This is a genomic window from Streptomyces sp. cg36 (genome assembly GCF_041080675.1).
Classification (GTDB): Bacteria; Actinomycetota; Actinomycetes; order Streptomycetales; family Streptomycetaceae; genus Streptomyces.
In genome coordinates, this window is the sequence record NZ_CP163520.1 from 8,565,058 (window position 1) to 8,588,856 (window position 23,799).

The 23,799-nt window shown below is 71.9% G+C and carries 28 protein-coding genes; 10 read left to right on the top strand and 18 right to left on the bottom strand.

From position 1 onward, the window contains the following. Positions 1-234: 234 nt before the first annotated feature. From AB5J87_RS37720 to AB5J87_RS37730, 3 genes are all read left to right on the top strand, one after another. Positions 235-1,665, top strand: a complete 1,431-nt coding sequence (locus AB5J87_RS37720) for a hypothetical protein (RefSeq protein WP_369383271.1) — start codon at positions 235-237, stop codon at positions 1,663-1,665. Further along, on the top strand, positions 1,662-2,546 hold the full coding sequence (locus AB5J87_RS37725) for a hypothetical protein (RefSeq protein WP_369383272.1): 885 nt from the start codon (positions 1,662-1,664) through the stop codon (positions 2,544-2,546). Before AB5J87_RS37720 ends, AB5J87_RS37725 begins: the two co-directional genes overlap by 4 nt. A 207-nt stretch (positions 2,547-2,753) precedes the next feature. Next, entirely contained in the window at positions 2,754-3,101 is a 348-nt protein-coding gene (locus AB5J87_RS37730; protein ID WP_369383273.1) for a hypothetical protein, read from the top strand. 740 nt (positions 3,102-3,841) lie between these two features. On the opposite strand, the gene AB5J87_RS37735 is transcribed toward AB5J87_RS37730, so the two are convergent. Continuing rightward, complete coding sequence (locus tag AB5J87_RS37735) at positions 3,842-4,414, bottom strand: peptide deformylase (protein ID WP_369383274.1); 573 nt, start codon at positions 4,412-4,414, stop codon at positions 3,842-3,844. After that, positions 4,411-5,382 (bottom strand): helix-turn-helix domain-containing protein, encoded by a 972-nt coding sequence (locus tag AB5J87_RS37740; RefSeq protein ID WP_369383275.1) that lies wholly within the window; start codon positions 5,380-5,382, stop codon positions 4,411-4,413. Before AB5J87_RS37740 ends, AB5J87_RS37735 begins: the two co-directional genes overlap by 4 nt. Positions 5,383-5,565: 183 nt before the next feature. Between AB5J87_RS37740 and AB5J87_RS37745 the strand changes: the two genes are divergently transcribed. From AB5J87_RS37745 to AB5J87_RS37775, 7 genes are all read left to right on the top strand, one after another. Next, positions 5,566-5,706, top strand: a complete 141-nt coding sequence (locus tag AB5J87_RS37745; protein ID WP_369383276.1) for a lasso RiPP family leader peptide-containing protein — start codon at positions 5,566-5,568, stop codon at positions 5,704-5,706. A gap of 154 nt (positions 5,707-5,860) precedes the next feature. Next, positions 5,861-7,699, top strand: coding sequence for an albusnodin/ikarugamycin family macrolactam cyclase (locus AB5J87_RS37750; RefSeq protein WP_369383277.1), 1,839 nt, complete (start codon positions 5,861-5,863; stop codon positions 7,697-7,699). Beyond that, positions 7,683-7,979, top strand: a complete 297-nt coding sequence (locus AB5J87_RS37755) for a PqqD family protein (RefSeq protein WP_369383278.1) — start codon at positions 7,683-7,685, stop codon at positions 7,977-7,979. Before AB5J87_RS37750 ends, AB5J87_RS37755 begins: the two co-directional genes overlap by 17 nt. Positions 7,980-7,984: 5 nt before the next feature. Then, a complete protein-coding gene (locus AB5J87_RS37760; protein WP_369383771.1) occupies positions 7,985-8,398 on the top strand; it encodes a lasso peptide biosynthesis B2 protein in 414 nt (137 codons plus the stop codon). Between the two features lie 91 nt (positions 8,399-8,489). Further along, entirely contained in the window at positions 8,490-9,515 is a 1,026-nt protein-coding gene (locus AB5J87_RS37765; protein WP_369383279.1) for a protein-L-isoaspartate O-methyltransferase, read from the top strand. A 343-nt stretch (positions 9,516-9,858) separates the two neighbouring features. Continuing rightward, on the top strand, positions 9,859-10,152 hold the full coding sequence (locus AB5J87_RS37770; RefSeq protein WP_369383280.1) for a hypothetical protein: 294 nt from the start codon (positions 9,859-9,861) through the stop codon (positions 10,150-10,152). After that, positions 10,149-10,421, top strand: a complete 273-nt coding sequence (locus AB5J87_RS37775; RefSeq protein WP_369383281.1) for a hypothetical protein — start codon at positions 10,149-10,151, stop codon at positions 10,419-10,421. The genes AB5J87_RS37770 and AB5J87_RS37775 overlap by 4 nt, the downstream gene beginning before the upstream one ends. A 398-nt stretch (positions 10,422-10,819) precedes the next feature. On the opposite strand, the gene AB5J87_RS37780 is transcribed toward AB5J87_RS37775, so the two are convergent. From AB5J87_RS37780 to AB5J87_RS37855, 16 genes are all read right to left on the bottom strand, one after another. Next, positions 10,820-11,725, bottom strand: a complete 906-nt coding sequence (locus AB5J87_RS37780) for a hypothetical protein (RefSeq protein WP_369383282.1) — start codon at positions 11,723-11,725, stop codon at positions 10,820-10,822. Positions 11,726-11,830: 105 nt separating this feature from the next. After that, complete coding sequence (locus tag AB5J87_RS37785; protein ID WP_369383283.1) at positions 11,831-12,187, bottom strand: hypothetical protein; 357 nt, start codon at positions 12,185-12,187, stop codon at positions 11,831-11,833. Positions 12,188-12,255: 68 nt separating this feature from the next. After that, positions 12,256-13,287 carry a phosphoadenosine phosphosulfate reductase gene (locus AB5J87_RS37790; RefSeq protein ID WP_369383284.1) on the bottom strand — a complete coding sequence of 344 codons (1,032 nt, stop codon included), beginning with the start codon at positions 13,285-13,287 and terminating at the stop codon, positions 12,256-12,258. A 91-nt stretch (positions 13,288-13,378) separates the two neighbouring features. Further along, on the bottom strand, positions 13,379-14,275 hold the full coding sequence (locus AB5J87_RS37795; protein ID WP_369383285.1) for a hypothetical protein: 897 nt from the start codon (positions 14,273-14,275) through the stop codon (positions 13,379-13,381). Beyond that, positions 14,272-14,787, bottom strand: a complete 516-nt coding sequence (locus AB5J87_RS37800; RefSeq protein ID WP_369383286.1) for a DUF6248 family natural product biosynthesis protein — start codon at positions 14,785-14,787, stop codon at positions 14,272-14,274. Before AB5J87_RS37800 ends, AB5J87_RS37795 begins: the two co-directional genes overlap by 4 nt. Further along, positions 14,784-15,350, bottom strand: a complete 567-nt coding sequence (locus AB5J87_RS37805; RefSeq protein WP_369383287.1) for a hypothetical protein — start codon at positions 15,348-15,350, stop codon at positions 14,784-14,786. The genes AB5J87_RS37800 and AB5J87_RS37805 overlap by 4 nt, the downstream gene beginning before the upstream one ends. 150 nt (positions 15,351-15,500) lie before the next feature. Further along, entirely contained in the window at positions 15,501-16,727 is a 1,227-nt protein-coding gene (locus AB5J87_RS37810; RefSeq protein WP_369383288.1) for a hypothetical protein, read from the bottom strand. Between the two features lie 9 nt (positions 16,728-16,736). Then, complete coding sequence (locus AB5J87_RS37815; protein ID WP_369383289.1) at positions 16,737-17,108, bottom strand: hypothetical protein; 372 nt, start codon at positions 17,106-17,108, stop codon at positions 16,737-16,739. 66 nt (positions 17,109-17,174) lie between these two features. Beyond that, on the bottom strand, positions 17,175-18,008 hold the full coding sequence (locus AB5J87_RS37820) for a DNA-processing protein DprA (RefSeq protein ID WP_369383290.1): 834 nt from the start codon (positions 18,006-18,008) through the stop codon (positions 17,175-17,177). A 75-nt stretch (positions 18,009-18,083) separates the two neighbouring features. After that, entirely contained in the window at positions 18,084-18,620 is a 537-nt protein-coding gene (locus tag AB5J87_RS37825) for a single-stranded DNA-binding protein (RefSeq protein ID WP_369383291.1), read from the bottom strand. Positions 18,621-18,758: 138 nt separating this feature from the next. Next, positions 18,759-19,745, bottom strand: a complete 987-nt coding sequence (locus tag AB5J87_RS37830; RefSeq protein WP_369383292.1) for a hypothetical protein — start codon at positions 19,743-19,745, stop codon at positions 18,759-18,761. 408 nt (positions 19,746-20,153) lie between these two features. After that, on the bottom strand, positions 20,154-20,783 hold the full coding sequence (locus AB5J87_RS37835) for a cell envelope biogenesis protein OmpA (protein ID WP_369383293.1): 630 nt from the start codon (positions 20,781-20,783) through the stop codon (positions 20,154-20,156). Next, on the bottom strand, positions 20,780-21,250 hold the full coding sequence (locus tag AB5J87_RS37840) for a hypothetical protein (protein ID WP_369383295.1): 471 nt from the start codon (positions 21,248-21,250) through the stop codon (positions 20,780-20,782). Before AB5J87_RS37840 ends, AB5J87_RS37835 begins: the two co-directional genes overlap by 4 nt. 84 nt (positions 21,251-21,334) lie before the next feature. Next, complete coding sequence (locus AB5J87_RS37845; RefSeq protein ID WP_369383296.1) at positions 21,335-21,712, bottom strand: hypothetical protein; 378 nt, start codon at positions 21,710-21,712, stop codon at positions 21,335-21,337. 125 nt (positions 21,713-21,837) lie between these two features. Continuing rightward, positions 21,838-22,152, bottom strand: a complete 315-nt coding sequence (locus AB5J87_RS37850; RefSeq protein WP_369383297.1) for a hypothetical protein — start codon at positions 22,150-22,152, stop codon at positions 21,838-21,840. Positions 22,153-22,229: 77 nt separating this feature from the next. Beyond that, positions 22,230-23,768: a ParB/RepB/Spo0J family partition protein gene (locus tag AB5J87_RS37855; protein ID WP_369383299.1), complete on the bottom strand. Its 1,539-nt coding sequence runs from the start codon at positions 23,766-23,768 to the stop codon at positions 22,230-22,232. Between the last annotated feature and the right edge of the window lie 31 nt (positions 23,769-23,799).

The following is a 23,799-nucleotide window of genomic DNA, read 5'->3' on the forward strand; positions in this document are numbered from 1 at the left end:
GAAGGTGCACGGTCGGCCCGACCATGAGCGCGACCACGGCAGCTAGACGGCCATGTTGCCTGATCGTGACCGATGGTCGGGGTTCGTGGCCGCCAGCATGGTCGGGGCCGGCGGGTGAGCTGACGGCATGGAACCCACGCACGCCCCCGCCCCCAGGCCCGACGGCCGTCCCACGCCGGCGGGCCGCGTGCGCTGCCCTGGACACTGCACCCAGCCCGCTTCGGAGGCACGGCGGTGAGCCGCTTCGGGGCAGGCGTCCGCCGGGGGGTGATGGCCGCTGATCAGTTCACCCAGATCGCCAACGGGCTCTTCCGCGACACCAGGCTCTCCTGCAAAGCGAAGGGGATCTTCGGGTACGTCAGCACGCACCGGAACGGTTGGCAGACAACGGTCGTCGACCTCACCCGCCTGGGCCCGGACGGACGGGAAGCGGTACGGACCGGTCTGCAGGAACTCGAGGCACACGGCTACCTGATCCGTGAACGCCTGCGCCGCCCGGACGGCACCTTGGGCGAGGCCGTCTACTGCATTACCGACTGCCCGGCCTGTGCGGCCCCGGCGCTGATCGAAGCCGACATGGCGGCCTCGGCCCCCGAGAGTGAGCACCCCGACGGCCTCCCGGCGGGGATCCGCCGGGGGGTGATGGCGGCTGATCAGTTCACCCAGATCGCCAACAGGCTCTTCCGCGACGCACAGTTGTCCTTCAAAGCCAAAGGCCTGTTCGGACTGCTCTCCACACACCGCGACGGCTGGCGGATGACCGTCACCGACCTCGCCCGCCGTGGCCGCGACGGCGACGCAGCCGTCAAGAGCGGACTGAAGGAGCTGGAGAGGCACGGCTTCCTGGTGCGCGCACGCGACCGCGGCCCCGACGGCACCCTCGGCGCGGCGGCGTACTTCATCACCGACCTGCCCGCTCTGCAAAGCAGCAGGTCACAACCAGAGTCGGGTTTTCCACCAGTGGATGACCCTACGTGGGCTGATCGGTCCACTAAGAACACCAACAGGAAGAACACCACCAAGCGGAACACCAGACCCCTCCGTCCGTGCCGCAGCGAAGCGTCGCGTGCACCGGGACGGACGGACCGGCCGGACACGCCGATGCCCCCGCCCGCGGCGGATGACATGCCCCCAGGGATCCAGCTGCTGCTCGAACTCGGGGCGGCCCGCCCCGAGCTGCTGCTGACCGGCAAGCCGCTCACCGACCAAGGCCGCGTCGTGACCGTGATGCTGGAATCCGGCTGGAGCCGCGACCAGCTGCGTCACGTCATCGCTGCCCGCCCCCTGCCCCACCCGGTACGCCATACGGTCGCCGCCATCATCGCCGCCCGCCTGCGCGCCGCCCAGGCCTACCCGCCGCCCGCCAGCGCGGCCAGCGACCACGACCAGCCCGAGCAGGACGCCCTGCCGCCGCAGCCGATGACCAACTCTGCCGCGCGCACGGTGAACGAGGCTCTGACGTACCGGGCCCTCGCCGAATGCGCCGGCTGCGGCAATCCCGGGACCGCCCCCGGCAAGGACCTCTGCCCAGCCTGTCTCGGCTGGCCGCTCTGCCGCACCTGCCAGGGCCCCACACCCCGCCGCGCCCACCCCGACGGCGACGGCCGCTGCACCACGTGCGCCTTGAACCTGACCGATCATCCGCTGGAAGGAAGCACCCCGTGACGGACACACCCCACACCCCGCCGCCCACCGCGGCCGCGCACCACGAGCGCCCCTTTGCCCGTGATCCAGGGCGCTGGCAGAGAGAACACGCCCGCGCCGTGCGGACCGGCCACGTCCGTGACCACACCTGTTCCGCTGCGTGCGAACCCGTCCTCGTCCACGAACGCACCCCCTGGGGCTGGCTCGCCTGGACCGTCCCAGGCGATGGCAGCCCGCCCCAGATCCCTCACCAGATCGGAGTGCTCACCCCGGCCGCCACCCGCGTGCAGCGCCTGGCGCCGCGCTGGCTGACCCGGCGCCCCGCCCAGCGCATCGCCGTGGCCTCCGGTCCCGGATCACTCCGGTTCACCCCGGCCGCCATCGCCCTCATCAGCCTGCTCACCGGCCTGTTCGCCCTTCGCCGCGGAGCGCCCCTCGACGTCGTTCTACCGGCGATGCTCCTGGCCCCGCTCCTTGCCGCGCACCTCCCGGACCGGCTGGACGCGAAGGCCCGCGAACACGTCCGCATGGTCGAAGGCGACGCCGCCTGCCGCTACCTCCAGCGCCTCGCCACTCTGCAGACCTCGCTCATCCAGGCCGCCGACGGCAGCAGCCGCCACGAGCTGCGCCGCTCGGCCGAGATCGGACAGGGCGTGATGTGGGACGCCGCCGGTCTTCTCCAGAACCGGGACACCCGTTCGGTCTCAGCCGGCCTCATCGCCCGAGAACGGCTGATGCTCCAACTCGCCCACCAGGCCGCACAGATCCTTGAGCGCACGGCACAGCAGGCACGAACCAGGCATCGGCCCCCGGGGGCTGTCTCCGCCTGCCCCCGGCCGACGACCGCCCCGGCAGCCCGCCGCGCACCGAACCCACCGCTGCAGAAGGGAACCTCCTCGTGAACCAGCCCGAACCGCGCCTCTCCGTACCCGCCTTGGGCCTCTATCTCCTGTTCGCCCACGAGCCCTACTACCCGGTCGGCGCCCAGGAGATCAACACCACCGTCGTGGCTGCAGCCTCGCTGCTCCACCCCCGCGTACGGCAGCCCGACGGCGCCCGCATCCACAAGCTCCTCGTCGACGGCCGGCGGCCGGCGGCCGGGCGAGATCGTGCCGCTGTCCACCCTCACCCACGAACTGGACGGCGGAGCTCGCTGGCCGGAGGTCGCAGACTGGGAGGCAACCACCAACGACCTGCTCCAGCTCATCCGCGACCACGACTGCGACGCCCTCAGCCTCGGCCTGCCGGACACCGCCCGCGCCCTTATGTGCGCCAGCCCGCACAGCGAGATCCGCACCGTCGACCCCACGTCCGGGGCACATCACGCATACGGGCCAGCCGACCGGATCGCGGTCCTCGCCGGGATCGGCCGGCACCTGGCCTGGGCCGAAGCAGGATCCCCCTTGTGGCCCGGCACCGGCCTGCTGCTCCCGATCAACTCCGCGGATGCCACCTGACGTGTTCACCCCGCCCGCCCGATAGCGGGGGCTCCGGACACAGGAAGAGAGGGGCGGCCCGGCGGTACTGCCCCCAGAGCGCTGGGCGCCGGGCCTGGCCCGCGCGCTCCATGCTGGCGAGGGCTGGCACAGACGATAGACGCTGGGCGCTTCAGCCCGAGGCCCCGGATGTGGTGGATAGCGCCGCCAGCAGGAACCTTCATCGCGATCGCGGTGGCTGTATCTGCGGCGCCCTGGGCGAGCCGGGCGTGGGCAAGACGCGTTGCGGCGATGGCCCGGGACCGGAGCAGGCAGGGCCGCGAGGCACTGGCGGGCCTGGTACCCGGCGGTGGCATGGTTGCCGCCGGAGAGGATCAGGAGCGCGCGTTGTCTGGCGCGAACGGTGGTGAGGGCTCGACGTCCTCCGTCAGCACCCAGCGGGGCAGTCCGAGCCGGGCGCCGCAGGAGACCTGGCAGGGGGGACGCCTTCTGTGGGGTGAAGGGGAAGCCCCACGGCCACGGCGGCAGGGCCTGTGGGGCAGGGACTCGGCGACTGCGCGCGAGAAAGGGAGCAAGTGATTCCCGCCGTCCACCGGACGAAGGGCGGCGTCCGTCTCGGCCCGACTCCGCCACTCCGGGCTCCGGCGAGCCGGGCTCCTTCGGGGATGGAACTGGAGGACCCGGAGCCGGAGGACGAGGTACCGGGGCGGGCCGTCATGGCCTTTGCTCCCCGTCCTGGAGATTAGTTCGACGGCTGATGCCTACTGTTCGTAGGCCCAGGCGCGGCCCGTCTGGCGGTACTCCTCGACCGGGATCGGCTGGACGCCAGTGCGCATCCTCGCGGTGTAGAGGAGTCCGTCGAGGTGGTCGATCTCGTGGTGGATGAGCCGGGCGAGCCCGCGCTCGTACACCGTGGTGACGATGGCACCGTCGAGCGCGGTGGATTCCACGGTGATCCGCAGTGGGCGGGGGACCATGCCCCGAACATCGAAGAAGGACAGGCAGCCCTCGTACTGCTCGTCCATCTCCTCGGAGGCCGCGATGATGCAGGGGTTGAGGAGTACGATCGGCTCCGCGCCTCCCGGGGCGGGTCGTACGGCGGCGGCCGCGCGGGCGATGCCGATTTGCGGGGCCGCCAGCCCCATGCCCTTGCCGCTGAAGTCGTGTGCCTGGGCGATGCGGTCCATGGCGTCGGCCAACTTCTCGACGATCCGTGTCGCAGCGCTGCAGTCGGCGGGCAGATCGAAGGCGCCTGCGGACTCGGCGAGGATGCCGGCGCCGTGCTGGACGACTCCGAGGTCTCGCATGCGCTGGCTGGGCTGCACCTCGATCACCGCAACTCTCCCTGGTTGTTGTCGGGTTCGGGCCTGGCCCGGAACTTCCATTCCAGACGGTAGCGGGCGTGGAGGGCGGGCGTTGAGGTGGACCAGGAGAAGATGCGGGTGGGCCCGTCGTCCAGGCGGTTGGGGGCAGTCCGCAGCGGGATCTGCTCGGCGGTCATGGAGGTCTCGGTGCCCCACACCATCGGGTCGAGCGCGACGGGGAAGGCGAGGGTGACTTCCAGGTGCTCGGTGGGCAGGCGCACCGCGCGCTGGAACCACCGCCCCCACTTGTAATCGCTGACCGAGTATGCGTACTCGATCCACACCGACTCGCCGGGGTAGAGGGGGAAGCGGCCCTGCTCGTTGTCGAACAGGAGCCAGATCTCCTTGAACGCGTCGCGGTCGTGCTTGGTCTCCCACGCCATCACCTCGCCCCGGCACGACGCGGTCAGGGCCAGCTCTTCCCACCGCAGAGGGTTCTCGCGGTAGTGGGCGTTGGAGCGCTCCGGCTCGCCCGGGTAGCGGTCGACGGAGATCCGGATCAGATAGCGGGTGACCGGCTCGATGCCGGTGTTGCGCAGCAGGCGGCGCATGGTGAGCCGGTACATCGCTCCGTCGTAGTCCAGGCGGGCCGTGTCGTGCTCGACCACCAGCGCGGAGCCCGTGGCGTACGGCTGCTCGGGCCGGTGCGGCACCGGCAGGACTGCGGGCTGGTGGGCGCGGGCCTTTGCCGTCTCGTACTCGCACCAGCGTTTCCAGATCGCCTTGCCCGCCTTCAGCGTCTCGTCCGCGCGGCGGGCGAAGTCCTCGGACGGCTTGGTCCGCCCGGCCTCCATGTGGCTGACGTAGGAGGGGGTGTAGCCCATGGCGGCGGCGAGCGCGTTCTTGGCCAGCCCCCTCACCTCCCGCCAGTAGGCGACCTCCGCCGCGAAGTACTCGATGGCCTGCTCGACGGTGATGTCGTCGTGGTGGGTGTCCATCAAAGTCCCTGCCCCGGATGCCGGTTGAGTGCATGAGTGAACTGCTGCGTGACCTCAGTTCACCATTCCGTCACGGTCCCTGACAGAGGTTTGCTTGCCTCAGCCGGACCCGTTCAACTCCCTGTCCGGATACGGCACCACCGTCCAACGTCCGCCCATCCCGGGCGGGCGGGGATGCGAGAAATGGAGGCCACGCTCATGGAGCACACCACCAACGAGGTCTACCAGGCGCCCGTCGTGCTGGACGCCGGTGAGGTCACCGCGGTGACGCTGGGCACCAACAGCTTCGACACCGCCGACGACACCGAGTACAAGAACGCCTGACCCGCGATCCGCCGGAGACGGGAGAGGAGGTCCTCGAACCGCCCCGGCACCAGGAGGCGCTGGTCCTGCCCGTTCCTTGCCTTCGGCACGGAAGACAAGGGGACCGGCGCCTTCGCCTTCTCACACAGACCACGCACGGGAGACGAGGGCAGCGATGCGGTGGAGTGCAGGATGGTACGGCGGCACCGGGCCCGAACGGCGGCCCGCCGCCGGCCGGGCGGTACCCGGCCTGGACACGACATGGACCAGCGGGTGGCCCGCGGCCCGGGTCCGCGCCACCGGCGACGGCCCGGTGGCGCTGGCGGTGATCGGAGAGTGCGGCGCCGACGAGACCCAGCTCCATCAAGCGCTGGGTCTCGTGCGGGCCAAAGGGTGGCGGGCGCTGACCCGCTGGCCCGGCTCGTACCTCGTCATCGCCCGCAGCGGCCCCACGCTGGCCGTGATCGGCGATCTTGCCGGGCAGCATCCGGTGTACCACCGCAACGAGGCAACTGGCACCTGGTGGGCGAGTGCAGCTTCCGCGCTCGCGGCGCTGGACGGGGCGCCCGTCGATGCCGCCGCGCTCGCCGCCCATCTGGCCTTCGGGCAACCCGACGTGCTCGCCACGCGGAGCCTGTTCCGCGACGTGCAGCGGGTGCCGGGCGGGCATCTACTGCTCGTCAGCCCGAAAGGGGCAACGGTCGAACGGTATGAGCCGGTCGCGTACGCACCCGTCGAGCTGCGCCAACAGGCCCCGGTGGTGCGCGCCGCGCTCACCGAGGCGGTCGCCGCCCGGATCGACGGCCGTCCCGTCAGCGCGGATCTCGCAGGACTGGACTCCACCACACTCGCCTGCCTGGCTGCCCAGCGCGGCAGAGTGACCGCGGTGACGTTCGCCGACCAACGGCTGCGTGACGACGACCTCACGTTCGCGGCCCGCACCAATCAAGCCATACCGGGCCTGGCCCACCACACGGTTCCCGGCGCGGTAGGCACCGTGTACTACGCCGGGCTGGACGACCCGGCGGCATCGCCGCTGACCGACGCCCCGAACGCCTACGTGGTCACCGCCTCCATCAAGCGAGCCGTCCTGGACACCGTCGCCGCGAACACCCCAGTCCCGGGGGTGCACTTCACCGGCGCGGCCGGGGACGCCGTCCTGTCCGCCCCCTCGTCCTACCTGGCGGATCTGCTGCGCGAGCGGCGCCACCGCCGGGCCTGGCAGCATGCCCTCGCCCACGCCCGGCTGCGGCGCACCTCTGCCTTCGCCGTCCTCGCCCGCGCCCGGCCCGCATCCAAGGTCGCCCTGGCCGAGGCATGGTGGCAGACGGCCGCCGACCTGCGACAGCCCGCCCGGGACTGGATTCCCCAGGCCCAGCGCCCACTCGCCTGGACGCCGTTGCTGGCCTCAGCGGACTGGATGACCCGCGATGTCCGCGCCGCTCTCGCCGACGCCGTCGACCGGGCGGCGGCTGCGCTGACCGACCCTCCGGCCCGGCTGGCAGACTGGTCCGACCGCCAGGACCTGGCCCGGGTCGGCGCGAACACAACCGGATGGCGTGCGCTCGCGCACGCCGAGTACGGCATCGACCTGGCCGCGCCGTTCCTGGACAACGAGGTGATCCGGGCCTGCCTCGAGGTCAGCGCCGACCAGCGTGGGGCGCCCGGGCAGTACAAGCCGCTACTGGAGGCGGCGTTCGAGGCCAGCGGCGTACTGCCCGGCTTCGTCCTGGCCCGCACCACGAAGGGCGGCTTCAACGCCCTCGCCTACGCCGGCTTGCGGGAACACGCCCCGGTCCTGACCGCCTTGCTCGGCCCGTCGTCACGGCTGGCCGCCCTCGGGCTGGTCACCCAGCAGCCCGTCGCGCAGGTTCTCGCGCGGGCCACGGCCGGGCAACCAACCGCCCAGGGCGCCCTGCACCTGGCGGTGGCCGCCGAGGTGTGGCTGCGCCAGCTCGCCGACACGCCCACAACGTGGTGGGAAGAGGTGAACCCGCATGTGGAGGCTGCGTGACGGGGCTCATCCGGTTCTCACCGAAGAGGGCGGTGCGATCCTCAACGAGCGCACCGGCCGCTGGTCCTACCTCACCCCGACCGCCTCGGCCGCGGTAATGCTCCTGCTCGCCTCCACCAGCGAGCAGCAGGCCGCCGACCGCTTCGCCGAGCGGTACGGCATTCCCTGCAAGCAGGCCACCGCCGACGTCCGCACCGTCGCGGACGCGCTCATCGCCCAGAGCCTCGCCCACGACGGGCCAGAACCGGCACAGCGGCCGCGCCGGAGGTGGCGAAGGTGACCAGTATGGAGGCGTACTCCACCGTCCGCACTGGCGCGTATCGCGAGCGGCTCGCCGCTGCGACCGGCCTCGCGCTCGCCCTGGCGCTGCTCCACCTGCCCTTCCGATACACCGTCGGCACCGCCCGCCTCGCCCGGCGCATCGGGCGCCGCCCACTCACCCACGAGCGGGCCCAAGCGCTGGTCGCCGCCGTACGGCACACCGCCCGCTGGTGGCCCGGCAGAGCCGCCTGCATGGAGACCTCGCTCGGCGCGGTCCTGGCTGCGGCCCTGCTCGGCCGCCGCCTCAACTGGTGCCTGGGCGCCCGCTTCGCGCCGCCTCCCACCGAGTACCACGCCTGGACCGAACTGCCCGCCGGAGACCCGGTCGGCGAATACACCGCGGCAGGGTGGCACCACCACAGCGCCCTGACGATCTGACCGGTCCGGCGCCCGCCGGGTGCGTGTCCCTCACCCGCCCGGAGCAGTTGAAGAACACGAGTGCCACCACCGCACCCCAAGGAGTAAAGCCGTGACCGCCGTCCCGCTGGCCGCCGAGACCGTCCCCGAGCGCCACTACACCCACCATGAAGGCCGCGGCGCCACAGTGCACCGCTCCAACCCCGTCGTAATCCACCGCGAGCTGACCACCCTCGATGTCCGGCCGGGGATGAACGTCGCGGAGTTCGGCACCGGCTCGGGCTACTCCGGCGGCCTACTGGCCGAGCTTGTCGGCCCAAGCGGCACGGTGACCAGCCTCGACATCGACCGCTACCTGAGTGTGTGGGCCAACCTCATCCACTTCGAGCGCGGCCTGGCCAACATCCGCTGCTTCACCGCCGACGGCACTGTCGGCTTCCCCGAACGGGCCCCGTACGACCGGATGGTGGCCTGGTGCACCCCGCCACTGCTGCCCAAGACCTGGGTGGACCAGACGGTCGACGGCGGACTGATCGTCGCCCCGCTGCCGATCGCCGCCGTGCCCAACATGACGGTGGTCGCCAAGATCCGTGTCATCGGCGGGCAGCCTGTGGTGGAGGCCGTGTTCACCGGCGGCTACATCGAGGCCACCACCTCACCCAAGGACAACCTCGATCTGCCGGGCCGCTGGGTGGACTGGGAGAACCGCATCCCCGCCCCGTCCTGGATCTCCATCGCCTGGCGCGAGCGCGACAACTGGCGGCACACCGGCGCCCGCACTGCCCTCAAACTGCTGCTCAAGAACGCGCACACCGAGCCGTACGACGGGCCCGAAGCCGACTGGCCCTCCTGGCGGACCTACGCGGCCGCCACCGGCGGCCCGCAGCTGACCATGGCCGGGCTCAGCCCCGACCTGTGGGCAATCGGGCACTCCACCCCGACCACGGCCGCCGTGCTCCAGCAGGACGCCACGATCATCGCCGACGCCCCCGACTCCCCGTCCCTCGCCGTGCTACGCGGCTGGCTGGAGGGATGGGAAAGCGCGGGGCGCCCGGCCCCCGAGACCTACACCCCGGCCCTCATCCGCGACGAAGACAGCCAGGCCATCAGCGGCTGGAACCTGCGCCTGACCCGGTGACCCGCGCCTGGGGCGCGGACCGGGGGCCTCCAAGCCAGTCGGCTTGGAGGCCCCCGCTGGATCAATCGTTGCTACCGGCGGCATCGTCGAGGTCAACGACACGGGTCGCGCAGCGGGCGCAGGCCGCCCGCCGGCCCTCGGTGTACATCAACGTGATGGCGTACACCGCTGCTGGTGCGAGGACGGAACGGCCAGAAGAATCGCGGGCGCCCCCTTGCGTGCGCAATCTGGACACCTTCTTGGAAAGGGAGCCCGCGGTTTCCGGGGCCTATGAATTCCCCCGGGCCGTACCGCCGCCGGGAGATAGACGGGTAGCGTCGGTAGGAGCGACGAGGAGGTCATCGTGACAGCACAGCCCGACCACCGGCCCGGCTTCACCCCGCCCATGGGCACCTTCGCCGAGCTGCGCGCGGCGCTGGCGGCAGGGGGCTTCCCCGGAGACCGCGACGCATTCGAGGAGGAGCTCGACGCCACCGATCTCGACGACCTCACCAAGGTCCGGGAGATCACCCAGGCGTACCGGCACAGGGTCCTGCTCCGCTACGACGCCCAGGGCATGGCTGCGCTCGCCCGCTCGACCGACGACGTCGAGAACGAACTCCGCAGCAAGCTGCGCGAGGCCGGCGACGCCCGGTGACCCACGCGTTCTACTCCGACGCCGCCGAGAAGATCCGTGCCGAGCTCAGCCGGACTGAGCAGGCCGCTGTCGAATCCGTACGCCGCGCGCTCGAAGACGACCCCGACCCCGAGCACACCCGCGGCCTTCCCGACACCGACCCACACAGCGAGTCATACGTCATCGAGCTGGTGCCTGAGCAGACCGGCGGGCGCGGCATCAGCGTTGTGTACCGATACGTGCAGAACTTGGACGCTTGCCTGATCCTCTGGCTGATCGCGGGGCCGTAGATGCATATCGCGGTCACGCCTCGCCAGCTTGACGCGGTCGACGTTGTTGTACATGCCCGTCCCCGGCTCGACAGCAGACACGGGCGTCGCCTCGCCGCCGAAGGCCCGCCAGCAGACCGCTTCGATCTCCTCGGCAGACAGCGACTGCTGAAGCACCCCGAGACGCGCTCAACCGGTCGGAAACCCATGCTCCATCCTCCGCGCCGAGCTCACGGTCAGCGGGGTGCGTAGAGATGGCCGGTTCCGCGAAGCCGTGGGGCTTCGCGGGGGAGTGGTGGCTAGCCGCTCCGTACCGGCCATCGTGCGGTCCCTGGCCCGCCGGGAGTTCGTCGTTCCCTCTAGCCAGAGGCCGCGGTCTTACCGTATCCCGGGCCGGGCCGCGGGGAGGGGCGGTGCGGTCAGGAAGCCGAGGAGCGGCGTTCGGCCAGTTCCTCGAGGCGGGTGCGTCTCCAGCGCTGCTGGCGCGGGCGGCCTGCGCTGCCGCGCCGGTACTCGAATCCGTCGGGCTGCTCGAGGTCGGGCAGGAGACCGTGGGCGAGCGCGCTGAGGAAACTGTCGGCGTTGCTGTAGCCGAGGATGCGGGCGGCTTCGGCGGCGCCGGCCAGGTCCTCGTTCTCGTCCCGGCCGACCTGGGGCAGGACGCCGCGTTCGCGGGCGGCGGCCAGGACGGTGGACCTGCGCCACTTCTTGCGGGCCCCGCCGCGTCGGCCTTCCTCCCGCTGCAGGGTGTCCGGCTCCGGCAGCTGGGGGATGCGCCCCTGGGAGAGGGCACTGGAGAAGGAGGCGGCGCTGCCGTAGCCGAGGAGGCTGGCGACCTCGGCCGTGCCGAGGAGTTCGTCGGGGTCTCCCTCAACGGGCACGTAGGGCAGGGCGGCGGCGGGGGCGGGGCCGCGCCGGCCCTTGCCCGGGCGGCTGGTGGCCCAGGCGACGATCGTGCCGCGGCGCCACAGCGGGGTGTCGATGTCTTCGTCGGGCTCGGGGAAGTAGCCGGGCCGGTCGCGGAAGTAGGCGTCGATGGTGGAGGTGCGGGTGTAGCCCAGGACTGCGGCCACCTCGCGCTTGGTCAGCAGCTCGTCCTGGTCGGCTTCGAGGACCGCGGTGGGCAGGGCGCGCTTCTTCGGGGCGCGCTGGGCGAAGAACGCAGCGACCTCGGCGTGGTGCCAGAACTTCTTGCGGCCCTCGCTGTGCGCGAACGCAGGGAAGCCGCTGTCCGGGTTGTTACTCCACTCGCTGATCCGGGACTTGCTCGTGCCGAACTCGGACACGATCTGCGCGGTGTCCACGAGCTGCTCGGCGGGAGACATGGGGCCCCTTTTAGCAAGGATCGGGTGGTGCCGGCGCCCGGTCGAGCGCAACAGGTTCGATAATGCCAAAGTTGGTGTTTCGTGTCCAGCTCAGCGCGGGACCAGTTACAGAATTTCCTCGCCGACGAGACTGACTCCGAAGAGCGCGGCGCGCTCTTCGAGCTCCGTGTAGGCGAGGGCGGCCGGAGTGGCATCCCAGGTTGCGAATGAGAGCGCGGAGAGCGTCTCTTCGCGGGTCATGTCCGTCTCCCACAACCCTGTGCCTGCGGCGGCGCACCGGCGGGCCAGCTCGGCGTCGGACACGGAGGCGCTCTGTCGGGTAACACCGGTTTGGACATCGGCGAGGCCGGCGCACCAGGCCCGGTGGCCCGCGCGCAGCAACGCGCGCAGCGTGTCCGGGTTGCCCACGCGCTGGGCCCGGGCAGCGAGATCCAGCAGCAGGGCGGTGGTGTTCGTCTCCATAGTCCCCTCCCTATCTTCACGATAGCCGCGTCTGGTGCAGTAGCTGAACCTGGTGCACGGTGCGGACATCAGTGGTGGGCGGTACAGCCGTCGCACAGCGCGCGCCTGTTCTCGCGGGCGAGCTGTGGTTCCTTGCGCGGCTCCTTCTGCAGCGCCGCCCGTACCTGGTTGACGAGAGTGGTGAACTCCGGTCCGTCGTCCGGGCAGATGACGCCCGGGTCGGGCGCACCGCACTGTCCGGCATGCCGGATCAGGTCGGTGATGCGCCAGTCGGGCCGGAAGCTGTCGCCCCGTACCTGTTCGACTTCGGCGTACAGGTCGGCCAGGCGCGGCCGGCGACGGATGGAGAGGAGCAGGTCGCGCTTGGAGGCGAAGACGCACAGCGAGCAGGAGCAGCGGGAGGTGCCGGCCCAGTCACCGGCGCCGGGTGCCGAGTCGTCGGTCCAGCTGTAGGGCACGGGGGCGCCGGTGTGCCACTCCTTGACGGCGTCGGTCGGCCAGTCCTTGATAGGGAGCCACTCATCGACGGTCCGCGCGCTGTTGGCCTGCACGGTTCGAAAGGCCGGCCGCTTCCTGCGTTCGGTTCCCTCGTCACTGCGCAGGCCCATGACCTTCAGGATTCGCACCGGCCGGCCCAGCTCGCGCCCCAGTCGGCGGACGATCGGGGTCCAGGCGCTGGAGACCACGCTCTCCTTCGCCGCCTTGCGGCAGTAGGGGCTGCCCATGCGCGGGAAGCGCCCGTACGCCGCGATCTCGGTCAGCAGACTGTGCGGCATGCGGGTGCCGTCCGGGCCGGGCAGGGTGCGGGTGACCTCGATATGCCGCTCGGGCGGCACCCCGAACGCAGCACTCCGCAGCGCGGCGAGCTCGGACACGCCCGGGTAGCGGGTGCCGTCGAACACGACGGCGGGCCACTCCAGCACACCGAGGCTGGAGTGGTAGGAGAACACCCGCTCTTCCACACCGGCGTCGCGGGCGGATTGCATGAACACGGCCATCGTGACCGCGCTGTCCTTGCCGCCGGACAGCTGGGGCGCGAGAAGATCATAGGAGGTCAGGTCGGGCGTGCCGGACGAGCGGCGGGGCGTACGGGAAGGCATGTCAGCTCCAGGGAGTCGCAGGAGTGGGCGGGGCAGGGGTCGTGCCGGACGGCGTGTGGGCCCGCGCGGACTGTTGAGCCGGGGTACGGGCTCAGGGCGGTGAGGGCTCGGCGTCGCGCCGTTTGGGGTAGGGCCACCGCACGGGAAGGCCCAGTTCGATCTCTTTTCGCTCGCGGCGGGTGCGGCCGAGCCGGTAGACGAAGCGGTGCGCACCGCGGTGGCGGAGGGTGCGGGCGCCGACTGCGGCCAAGGCATCGCGCAGCCACACCGCCGGGTCGCAGCCGGGCCGCGGCCGGGGAGCGCCCAGCGCGATGAGCTGGGCTGCCGCGTACGCGCAGCCCTGCTCCTGGCGCCGGATCTTTTGAGCCGTACGTTCGTGGAAGACGGTGCCGTCCGGCAGGAGCTTCACCGTGCGGGCTGTGGCCCGTCCGGCGTACACGGCGTTGGTCGCTGCGTAGATCGTCCCGACGTGGCCGGGCATCACCAGGGCGCCCGCGGCGCTCCGGCGCGGTACGGGGTCGGCGAAGGTGACCACGCCGCGTACCCCGCTCTGGAGCAGGGCGTCGAAGCAGCGGGCGAGGAACGACTCGGCGTTGCCGGGGCACTCGTCCAGGAGAACGAACCGCGAGCAGAGCACGGACTCGTGGTATGGGCGCAGCTGTGGCAGGGGCTTGGTCAGCACGGCTGGGCTGGCCGGGACCCCGAACACAGCGACCCCGCACAGCCGCCGCGCACCCGAGGATGTCTCGTACAGGGCCAGTCGCCGTGTCGCGGCCGGGTAGCTGGCGGAGTAGTGGTGGGTGCGCACAAAGTGCGCGGCCTGCGTCTCGTCGAGCGGGGCTACGTCGAAATGGTCGGCGGTGAACCCGCCGTCGTGCGCATGCCGCCAGGAGTGCGTGCCTTCACGCCAGCGCTGGCACCAGGGCGACACGTGCACGATCTCCGGCAGGTCCCGCAACGGCAGCGGGTGCTGAGCGGGGGATGTCACGGCGCCTCCTGCTGCTGGTCCTGGCCGCTGTCGAAGAGCGACAGCTGGCCTGCCGCAGGGGGAGCAGACGCGGGCGCGGGCCGGGCCGGGCGGTCGGGCCGAGGCTTGGGCATGGCCGTTTCGGTGGCGGCGCCTTTGTGGGGAGCGGCCGTGTGGGTGCAGGGGCAGGTCCAGCGGCAGGGCTGTTGGTGGGGGCGGTGGTGGATGAGGGCGAGGACGAAGCCGCCGCGGTCGGTGAGGGTGCCGGCGTGGTCGTCGGTGCGGGGGCCGTGTGCGCTGATGCACTGGTCGTGGTGGCCGGTGCGGCAGGGGTGGCAGGTGCCGGCCTCGCAGGAGCACCAGCGGTGGAAGCCGTGCGGGTAGGCGGCGTCGATCTTGCGCAGGGCTGTGGTCCAGGCGTTGGCGCGGACCCAGGCGCCTTCCTGCGGGGGCATGGGGGAGGGGGCGGTGGAGGGGACGGGGTCGAGGATGCCCATGATCGAGGCGCCGATGTGGCGGAGCCAGGTCGTCATGTTTCGTCTCCGAACAGGGTGGGGGTGGTGTGGAGTTCGTTCATCCAGGCCAGGAGGCGGGGGAGGTTGGTGTCGGGGCCGAAGGCGAGGCAGGTGCCGTCGGCGCTGGTGCAGCCGAATGCCTGGGCGATGCGCAGGCGCCGGCGGGAGTTGACGCGGCCCATGTGGACGGGCAGGGCGCGCTCGCGGGCCTCCAGGGCGAGGCGGTGGGCGGCCGGGGAGGTCTTCCACGTGGTGGAGCCCGCCAGGAACAGCACGTCGAAGGAGCCCCACGGGATGAGGCCGTCTTCTTCGCTGCCGTCCTGGGCGGCGAAGGCGGCCGGCACGTCCAGGGAGCGGATCCGCTCGAGGCAGGGCAGCGACTCGGCAAGCGTGGCCGCGGCGTCCATCGGGACGTCGGGGGCGAGGGCCCACCGGCAGAGATCCCGGCCGTAGCGGTCGAGCGTCGACCTCAGCCAGGCGAACCAGGCATCGGTGCCGGGCCAGCCCTTGCCGAACTTCCCGTTGTCGCAGGCGTACAGCGTGGCGGGCGGGATGACGTTGCCCTGGGCCGGGGTCGTCATGCAGCCCAGGAGACCGGCTTGCATGGCGGCCCGGACGTCAGGACCGCAGGGCGTGGCCAGGTACAGCACGGCGGAGCAGAGGAGGAACCGGGAAGACGATCACTGGTGCGCGCACGGGTGCCCTGCCTTTCACGGGGGAAGGTGGGTGGTTCAGATGAGGGGGAGCTGCGCGCCGGAGCCCGGGACCAGGGCGTCCCACGCCAGTTCGAAGCTGCTGTCCTGTTTGTCGGTCACCAGGGCCGGGGCGGTGCAGAGCAGTTCCTCGGCCATCGGCCAGCCGCCTTGGCGGGGGCGGATCCAGGCGCGGGCGCGCCCGTAGTCCGGGTCGTGCTCGACGTTGATGCGGTGCCGCTGGGCGAGGGAGGTCAGCCGCATCGCCAGCGGCTGGGGGCGGCCGGTGGCGAGGTGTTCGGTGGAGCGCATCACGGGGCGGCGTCGGCCGTCGGCGGTCAGCAGGAACAGGCGGCGTACGCGGTAGAGCGCCCACGGGATGTCGAGTTCACGCGCGAGCGCCTGTAGGCACGCCCGGTCCCGGGGCTGGGAGGGTTCGAGCAGCTCCAGGAGGCTTCGGCGGCCGTAGAGCTTGGCGTGGGGGTTGAGGCTCATCGCGGTGTATTCCAGGCGCAGCACCTCGCCTGCGATGTCCGGGTGGGAGCGCATGCGCTCCAGGTGGGCGGGGAGCGCGCCCATGGAGACGGGGAAACAGCAGAAGGTGCAGTACGACTTGGGCCAGTGCACGCCGAACCGCTCCTGGAGGTAGCCCTCGACCTCGCGCCGGCCCCAGCCCCACTCGATCAGCGGGAACACCCCGGTGCGGCCCGGGACCTTCGCATGGGCGGCGTCCGCCAGGGGGCGGGCAGGCTCGTCGGCGTTGAAGCCGAGGATCTGCCGGAACGGGCGGCCGCCGAAGACGTGGCCGAGCCATAGGTCACCGACTTCGCCCTTGGCGCGGAGGCTGCACTTGCGCACTCCGGCCTGCTGGGGCACGGTGCCGACGGACTCCATCTCCTCCCACAGAGTCCAGGGCCCGCGGGCGTGGAGCTGCTCAGGGTGGCGGGAGTCGTCCAGCACGGTGATCCCGTCCGCCTTGAGGTGCCCGTTGCGGGCCAGCTGGACGAACCGCACGCGGTGCCGACGCAGCAGCGGAAGCATGAACTGGGTACACAGCAGGCGAGTTTCGGGCCACTCGCTGCCGGTGGCCATGTAGAGGACGGCGGTGCGCTGGAGGTCGATGCCATGGGCTGCGGGGTCGGTGAGCATCCGGGCGATGTAGGCGGTGGAGTCGGCGCCCAGGCCCCAGTTGACGACGGTGTCCAGATCGTCATCGTCCCCGGTGGTCAGGCCGGGCAGAAACGGGCTGTACGCGGTACGGGACATGGCGCGGGCTCACTCCTTCATGGCCGGGACGGGCAGGGTCTGGGCGGGGATGATGAGGATCAGGTCGTCGACGGGCCACGGGTCGCAGGACTGCCAGGGATGACCGTTGGAGAGCACGACCACGGGACCGGGTTCGTCGGAGAGTTCGCAGCACACTCCACAGAGGCAGCGGGGGTTGTAGGGCTCGGGGTGGGCGGTGTAGGGCTGGTTGAAGTAGTCCGCTCCGTGCGGGGTGAGCGCGGCCAGGATCAGGTCGCCGTCGGCGACGTCACCGGCGCGGGCCACCCGCGCGAGCGAGGGGTCCGGGAGCAGCGGGGCCTGCTCGTCGTCGTCGGGGTAGGCCGTGACGACCGCAGCGAAGAAGTCCACGTGCGCGGGCATGGGTGGGTCCCTCTCCCCGGGCCGTACCCCGTCGGCAGAGGCGGGGTACGGCCCGGTGGCCGGGGTTCAGAGCAGGGCGAGAGCGGCTTGGGGGTCGGTGACGGGGACGGCCTGCTGTGTGGTCAGCAGCCAGTCGGTCGGGTCCGCCCGCGCGTCTGTGGGTGAGGGCAGCAGCAGGAGCCGGCGCAGGCGGACAGCGACCGTGGCGGTGAGCATGGCTGGCTCGCAGTCGTCCAGGACCTTGATGACGATCAGTGCGCGGGAGAGGGCGGCGAGCAGTCGGGCGCTGGCCTGGAGGGTCAGGCCGCTGGCCGGGGTGCCGGGCGGGTAGAGGCTGAGAACGGCGCCGCCCGAGGCGGGGATGGACCGCAGCAGCGTTGCTTGGGCTTCGGGGTGGGCCCGGTCGAGCCCGCAGGGCAGGACGGCCAGGGACGCCTGCCCGGCGCGTGCGGCGGCCTGGTGGGCGGCGGAGTCGATGCCGTGGGCCAGCGTCGCGGTGACGGTGTGACCAGCTGCGGCGACAGCGGCGGCGAAGGAGTGGGCCCGGGCGACGGCCTGCCGGGCGGCGTTGCGGCTGCCCGTCACCGCGACGGCGCTCGCGCTCAGCTGGGGCAACTGGTCTGCTCCACAGACCCACACACCCAGTGGGCCGTGGGGGCCGAGGTCGGCCAGTGCGGCTGGCCATGCCTCGTCGGAGGGGATGAGGAACCGGCCGGACGCGTCCTGGAGGCTGCCCGCCGGGCTGTAGCGGGCAAGACGGCCGCTGCTGTCGAGGGATAGGCGCCGCCTCCAGACCTCCTGCACAGGGAACTCTGAGAGCTCCTCGGCGAGCTGGGCGGGAGGGAAATGGGCGGCGAGCGCGGCGCGGGCGGCGCGTTCGCTCAGGTCTGGGCTGGGCATGGTGAACCTCCGTCAAGGGCTGCGGCCGGTGGGCAGGCCGGGGGTGCGCGTGCGGTGGGTGGCTGGCGGGGGCGGTCAGTGCCCGGTGGGGCCGTTGGAAACGACGGCGTACCAGGGCGCGGGTGGCGCGGTGTCCCACCAGTCGGCTCGAGCCGCTGCGGCCGGGGCGGGGACGGGGGCCTGCCGGACTGCGGGGGTGGGGCGGGCGGGGTCGGCACGGGGACTGGGTGCGGGTGCGGTGCGCGGGTCGGGGGCGTGTCCGGCGAGGACGGCGGGCAGGGTGTCGTCGATGTAGGCGACGTGGTAGGCGAGGTCCACGCCGACCTGGGCGGCATCGAGGTGGAGCACGTTGGCGCGCAGGGCGAGGCTGCCGGTGGCGATAACGTGCACGGCGTCGGTGAGGCATTCGGCGACGTGCCGGGCGACGGGTCCCAGGACGGTGCAGATGACCGGGACCGGTTCGCTGTCGTGCCACTGGCCACGTGCGCGGTCGTAGGTGCGCGGGACCTGGAGGACGGTGAACCGGGCGGCGGGTGTGCCGCGTTCGGTGTGGCGCAGCTGCACGATTCCGGCTACGCGGCCGCGGATGACGGCGCTGGTCTCTCCGCTCATGGGGATCCTCCTGGATGCAGCGGACGGCGGGGCTGCCCGGAAGCCATCGAAGCAAGTTCCATAATACCGTAAAGGGGGAGTGTTGTCATCCCGCTTTCCGTCCGGACAGGCACCCGCCCCCAGTCCCGCTGGCCGCGCTCAGCTGCTCGTGCGCGACGCCTTCGCCCCAGCCCGCGCGGCCGGGTCGCCTGCGGTCGGCCTGGGCTTGCGGCACGGGCCGGGGCCCTCGCAGCAGGCCGCCGATGCCGGGTTGTCCCCGTGGCAGGCCGGGCAGTTCCACAGGAGTCCTGCGGCCAGGGCGGCCGCGCGGATGGCCTGCCTGCTCCCGGCGTCCGCCGCGCTGAGCAATTGGTCCAGGACGGCCTCTCGTGGTGCGCCTTCGGTGCCGCTGTCGTCGAGTACGACGGCGTCCTGGACGGTCACGCGCAGGGGCACCGTGCCGTCGGGTCGCACGAGCCGGTCGCTTGCGGTGTCGAGGTGGACGGAGACCTGCACGGCCCCGAGCTCGGGGTCGAGGTACGCGAACACCAGGATGCCGTCGACCTCGCTCCACGGGAGGTCGTTCTCGTCGCTCTGCGGGTGGAAGACGGTGCTGCGGTTCGCCTGCTCGCACGCGTCGGGCGCGGGGAACGCGAAGGTGAGGGGCACAAGACGGCCCAGGCGAGGCCCTTGGACGGTGGCGCGGTGGAGGGAGAAGCCCTCGTCGGAGAAGCGGTCGCAGTCGTGTCCGTAGTACAGCTCCACTGCCTCGCGGTCATCGGCGGGCGGGTGGGGCGGGATGTCCTCGTGGCTGCGGAGGTTGGTCCAGTGTGCGCGTACGTGCCGTGCGAGCTCGGCGCGAGCGAGGCCCTCGTCGGTGAACGGCAGCACCCGGTCCTCGTCGCTGTCCCAGCGGCGCAGCAGCCAGACGCGGCCCGGCGCGCGGGGCGGAATGCGCGTGAGGGCCGGTGGCGGGGTCGCGAAGTCGAGATGCTCCAGCCAGCCGCCGAGGATGTCCGCGACCGCCGCGCCGGGCCACTCGCCTGTGCGCTCCTCCAGATCGATCAGCTGTTGGTGCAGGGTGACGAGGGTCTTGCCCATGGGAGTGTTCCGGTCGACGGGGGTCTTCGGCTCGGGGGTGGACACTGAGATTCCTCTCGGGTTGGTGGATGGCGTATGGGCGCGCGGCACGTCTGCCGTGGGCTCAGAACTCGCCGGGAATGAGCAAGCTGACGTGCCAGCGGTGGGGGGCCGGCCTGGTGCTCGGCAGTGGCGCATGCCTGGCGGAGGTCGTTCTCGTAGCTGTGGTTGATCCATGCCGGGGCACGTAGTTCTGCCTGGTCCGGGCTGGCGGCAGCGATTGCGAACAGGGTTGTCGCCGACGGCCGCCCCTCGGCCGGTCGCTCCACGACTGTGTCGCTGAGGCGCCGGGCATGCCAGGCGGTCTCCGGGGCGTCGGGAACGGGCGGCAGGGTCTACGGGGTGCTCATGAAGCTTTCCTTCGGGGACGCGGAGCGGGAGGCGGCGCCCTGGGCGGGGCCCGGGACGCTAGGGCTAGCGCTGTTCCAGTCCCAGGGCGTTGCGCAGCAGGCCGAGCACGGCGGCCTGGTCGGCGGGCAGAGCGGCCTCACGCAGGACGCGCTTGCGCAGGATGGGCACGTGCAGACTGATCCCGACCGGTACGTCGGATGTGCCTTGGTGATACGTCAGCTGGTAGTGCCGGGAGTCGATCATCCAGGCCTCGTACCGGTCGGCGGGCCGCCCGCTGCGGGCAGTGTGGCTGTCGTCGGTGCTGGTTGCCGGGCAGGCGCAGGATGGGTCGGTGCAGGGACGGCCCGCCGGGTGCGAGGCGAGCACGGGCCGTGAGCGGTAGTGCGTGGCGGTGCCGTTCAGCATCGGGCAATGAGCTGCGGCATACGGCAGACACTCGGGGTGCAGCGCGGGCTCGGGAGAATAGCCCAGTCCCTGGTCGGCGGGGCGGACGAGGACGAAGAACCGTTCCTCAAGGTGTCCGGAGCAGATCTGGCACAGCCGCTGGTAGAAGGCATGGCGCATGCGGCTGGCGTCGAGGCTGCCGAACGCGGTGTGTCCGTTGTGGGTCAGCGACACCCAGGGCACGACCAGGCCGCCGGCCAGCGGCCGGTGGCAGCAGCGCACCGGTATACCGGGACGCGCCGCGGTCACTGCTCCCCCGGCCGTGCTGGCTGCGCGGCGTCCGCGTCGGGCGGCGCGGGGACAGGGCGGCTGAGACGGATACGCAGGTGGTCCGGGGTCGCAGGGTCCGTGTTGTAGGCCTGGATGCAGTACGGACAGGTGGCCTGGCGCGGGTCCGCAGCCACCGTGGCGCTCTCGCCGCACCGGGACCGCCGTGCCTCCAGGTACACGGCGCCGCTGGCAGGCAGCGAGGCCGTCTCGGCCGCGATGCAGGCCGCCTGCTGGAGCACGGGAGGGGCGGTGCGGACGGCGTCGCTGAGCTGTTGCAGCCGGTCGGCGAGCCGCTGCTGCTCCCCGTACAGGGCGATGCCGTTGCTGCCGGTCCACACTGCGACGGCGATCTCGCCTGGCTCGACGACCGCGTCGTCGATGTCGGTGCCGGGGTAGAGCAGTTGCGCCGCGCTGGCGGTGTCGGCCCATTCGAGTCGGTCAGACATGTGGGGTGTTCTCCTTGCACGGTGTGAGGGAGGGGGCTGAGTGAAGGGCCCGGGGCGACAGCGCCGCCCCGGGCCGGTGAGGGGCTACGCGTCGGCCGGGGGGTTGGTGAGCTCGATGCAGGCGGCCGGGACCTTCGAGATGCGGTAGCGCGTCTGGTCCTCGCGGACGGTGAAGCGGGTGTTGTTCGGGTCACGGCGCAGTTGCTCGGTGGAGTCCTCGTCCAGCACGAAGTCGAAGCGGCTGCCGGTGCTGTTGGGCTGGCCCACGGTGCCGGTCAGGCGGCGCAGGCAGGCCGGACGGATCGTGGTGTCGATCCGTGCGGTGCGCCCGGGGAGGATGACCGGGCGCTGGGCGGCGTCGAGTTCGACCAGCCGGGCGGCGGCCGTCTCCTGGACGGCGGTGAGGGCGTTCACGTCGTCCAGGGCGGCGACGTGGGCGCGGATCTCGGCAAGAGTGGGCATGGCAGGGTCCTCTCTGGTGTTGCGCGGGGTGAGCCGGGGCTGGGGTGCGCCCGGTGGAAGAGACCGGCTGCCGGAGGGCGGCCGGGGATGGGCGCCGGGTGTGGCGTCCACCGGGTGTGCGTCGGTCAGTCGAGCGGGTAGAACACCAGCGCGGCGACGGCGTTGTCGGGGATCTGCGGGAAGAGCCTGCGCAGTTCCGGGTCGTTGGCGAGTTCGCTTTCCAGCGGATAGACCTCGCCGTGCAGCCCGTCGTACTCGGGGGCATAGCGGGCGCGCGCGCACGTGCTGAACGGCGAGTAGCCGTTGCCCTCGGCGTCGGCGGAGAGCACCACGAGGGTGCTTCCCGGAAGACGTGCCCATTCGTAGCCGACGAGGCGGCGCAGGAGGGCCAGAGTGAGCGGCTGATCGCGCTTAGTTTCAGGGTCGGGGGAGGTGGACATGGGGGCTCCGTCGGGTCGTGCCAGCGTGAAGGGGGCGGCCAGGCCTTGTCGGGGCCCGGCCGCCGTGCGCGTGAGGCTCAGGCGCCGCCGGGGGCGTCGGTGTCCGTGCCCCGGTGGGCGGCCACGGCCTGTTCCTCGACCTCGGACAGCCGGTAGGAGCCCTTGTCGTCCTGACCCAGCTTCTCCAGAAGCAGCAGGTAGGCAGCCTGCTGGGGCGTAGGGTCCTCCCACAGGAAGCGGACCTGCATGCTGGCGTCGTTCCAGCCCTTCGGGTCACGCATGTCGCGCTCGAACGCTGCGGCGACGTGCGCGAACAGCACGTGAGCCGTGCGGGCCTTGGAGAGGGTGACGTGCTCCGACAGCCGCACCTGCTCCAGCGGGCTCTCGGGCAGCTTCACGCCCAGGAACTGGGCGACGTCCTCGCTCTCCTGGCGCTGTGCCCATTTGCCGTAGCAGCGGGGCAGGTCAAGCAGCACCCCGAGGGCGAACCGCCAGGCTTCTTCCGGCAGGGCCTTGCTGCCGCGCACCAGGCGGGAGACGAACGCCTTGCGGGGGCCTGCGGCGGCCTTCCAGGCACGGTTGCACGCGGTGGTGCGGGCCCGCTCGGCCGCCTCCTCCTCGTCCTCGGCGCTCTTCTGCGGCTTCGGCTTCGGGCGTACCTTGTGCCCGTGCCCGGCCGGGTCGGCGCAGTACCAGACGGGCCGGTGCTCGTCGTCGAGGCGGGCGCTGTGGCCGGGGCAGCCCTTGTGGTTGGCCTCTTCCATCGGCCTGCCCAGCGGTGAGGTGAGCTCCGACAGAGGCCGGGCGGTGTCCTTCTCCCCGTATGCCGACGGCGTGGGCAGCAGGGCAATGCCCGCCTTCTCCAGTGCCGCGACAGCCTCCTTGCGGGTGGTGCGGTCGTCCATCTCGGCTGTGAGCAGGGCGAGTTCCTGGTCCCAGTGACCGCGCCCGCCGCCCTGCTCCGCCTCGTCGCGGGCCAGTGCACGCAGCAGGCGGTCCTGGGCGCGGGGCACGTCCTCGACCTCCGCGAGCTGGGCGATCTGCTCCAGGTCCATGCCCGAGGCGGAGGCCCGGCGCAAGGTGGCGTCGTCGAGCTGCTGGGCCCGGCCGAGCCGCTTGCCGGTGCCGCGCTTGATGCCGAGCGCACGCGCGGCCCTGGTCTGTTCGACCTCGTCCATCCCCAGCAGCGACAGCTCGGCGGCCTTGAGGGTGTCCTTGGGGGACATGCCCTGCCGCTGGCGGTTCTCGATCAGCGACAGGAACCGCGTCCAGGCGTCGCGGCCCACCATGTCGGTGCGGACGTAGGCCTTGATCTGCCGCTGGGGGTGGCCCTCCGCCTCGGCGGTGGCGTTCGCGACCTGCGCGGCCTGCGTGCGCCGCCAGCCCTTGAACGCGGTGTAGGTGCCATCGGGGAGGGGGCGGACACTGACCGGGTCCTGGACGCCGACGGCCTTCACGGAACTGATCAGCTCGGCGTCGGGCTCGGTGTCGTGCTCGCGGGCGTTGCACTCGTCCCGCATGATCAGGCTCGGGTCGAGCAGGACGGCACTCAGGTTCTCCTCGTCGGCGTCGACGGGGAGGGACGCGGCCCTCTGGTCGGCGGTGGCTGTGGCCATGTCTGGCCTCCTTGTGCTGGTTGACGGACTT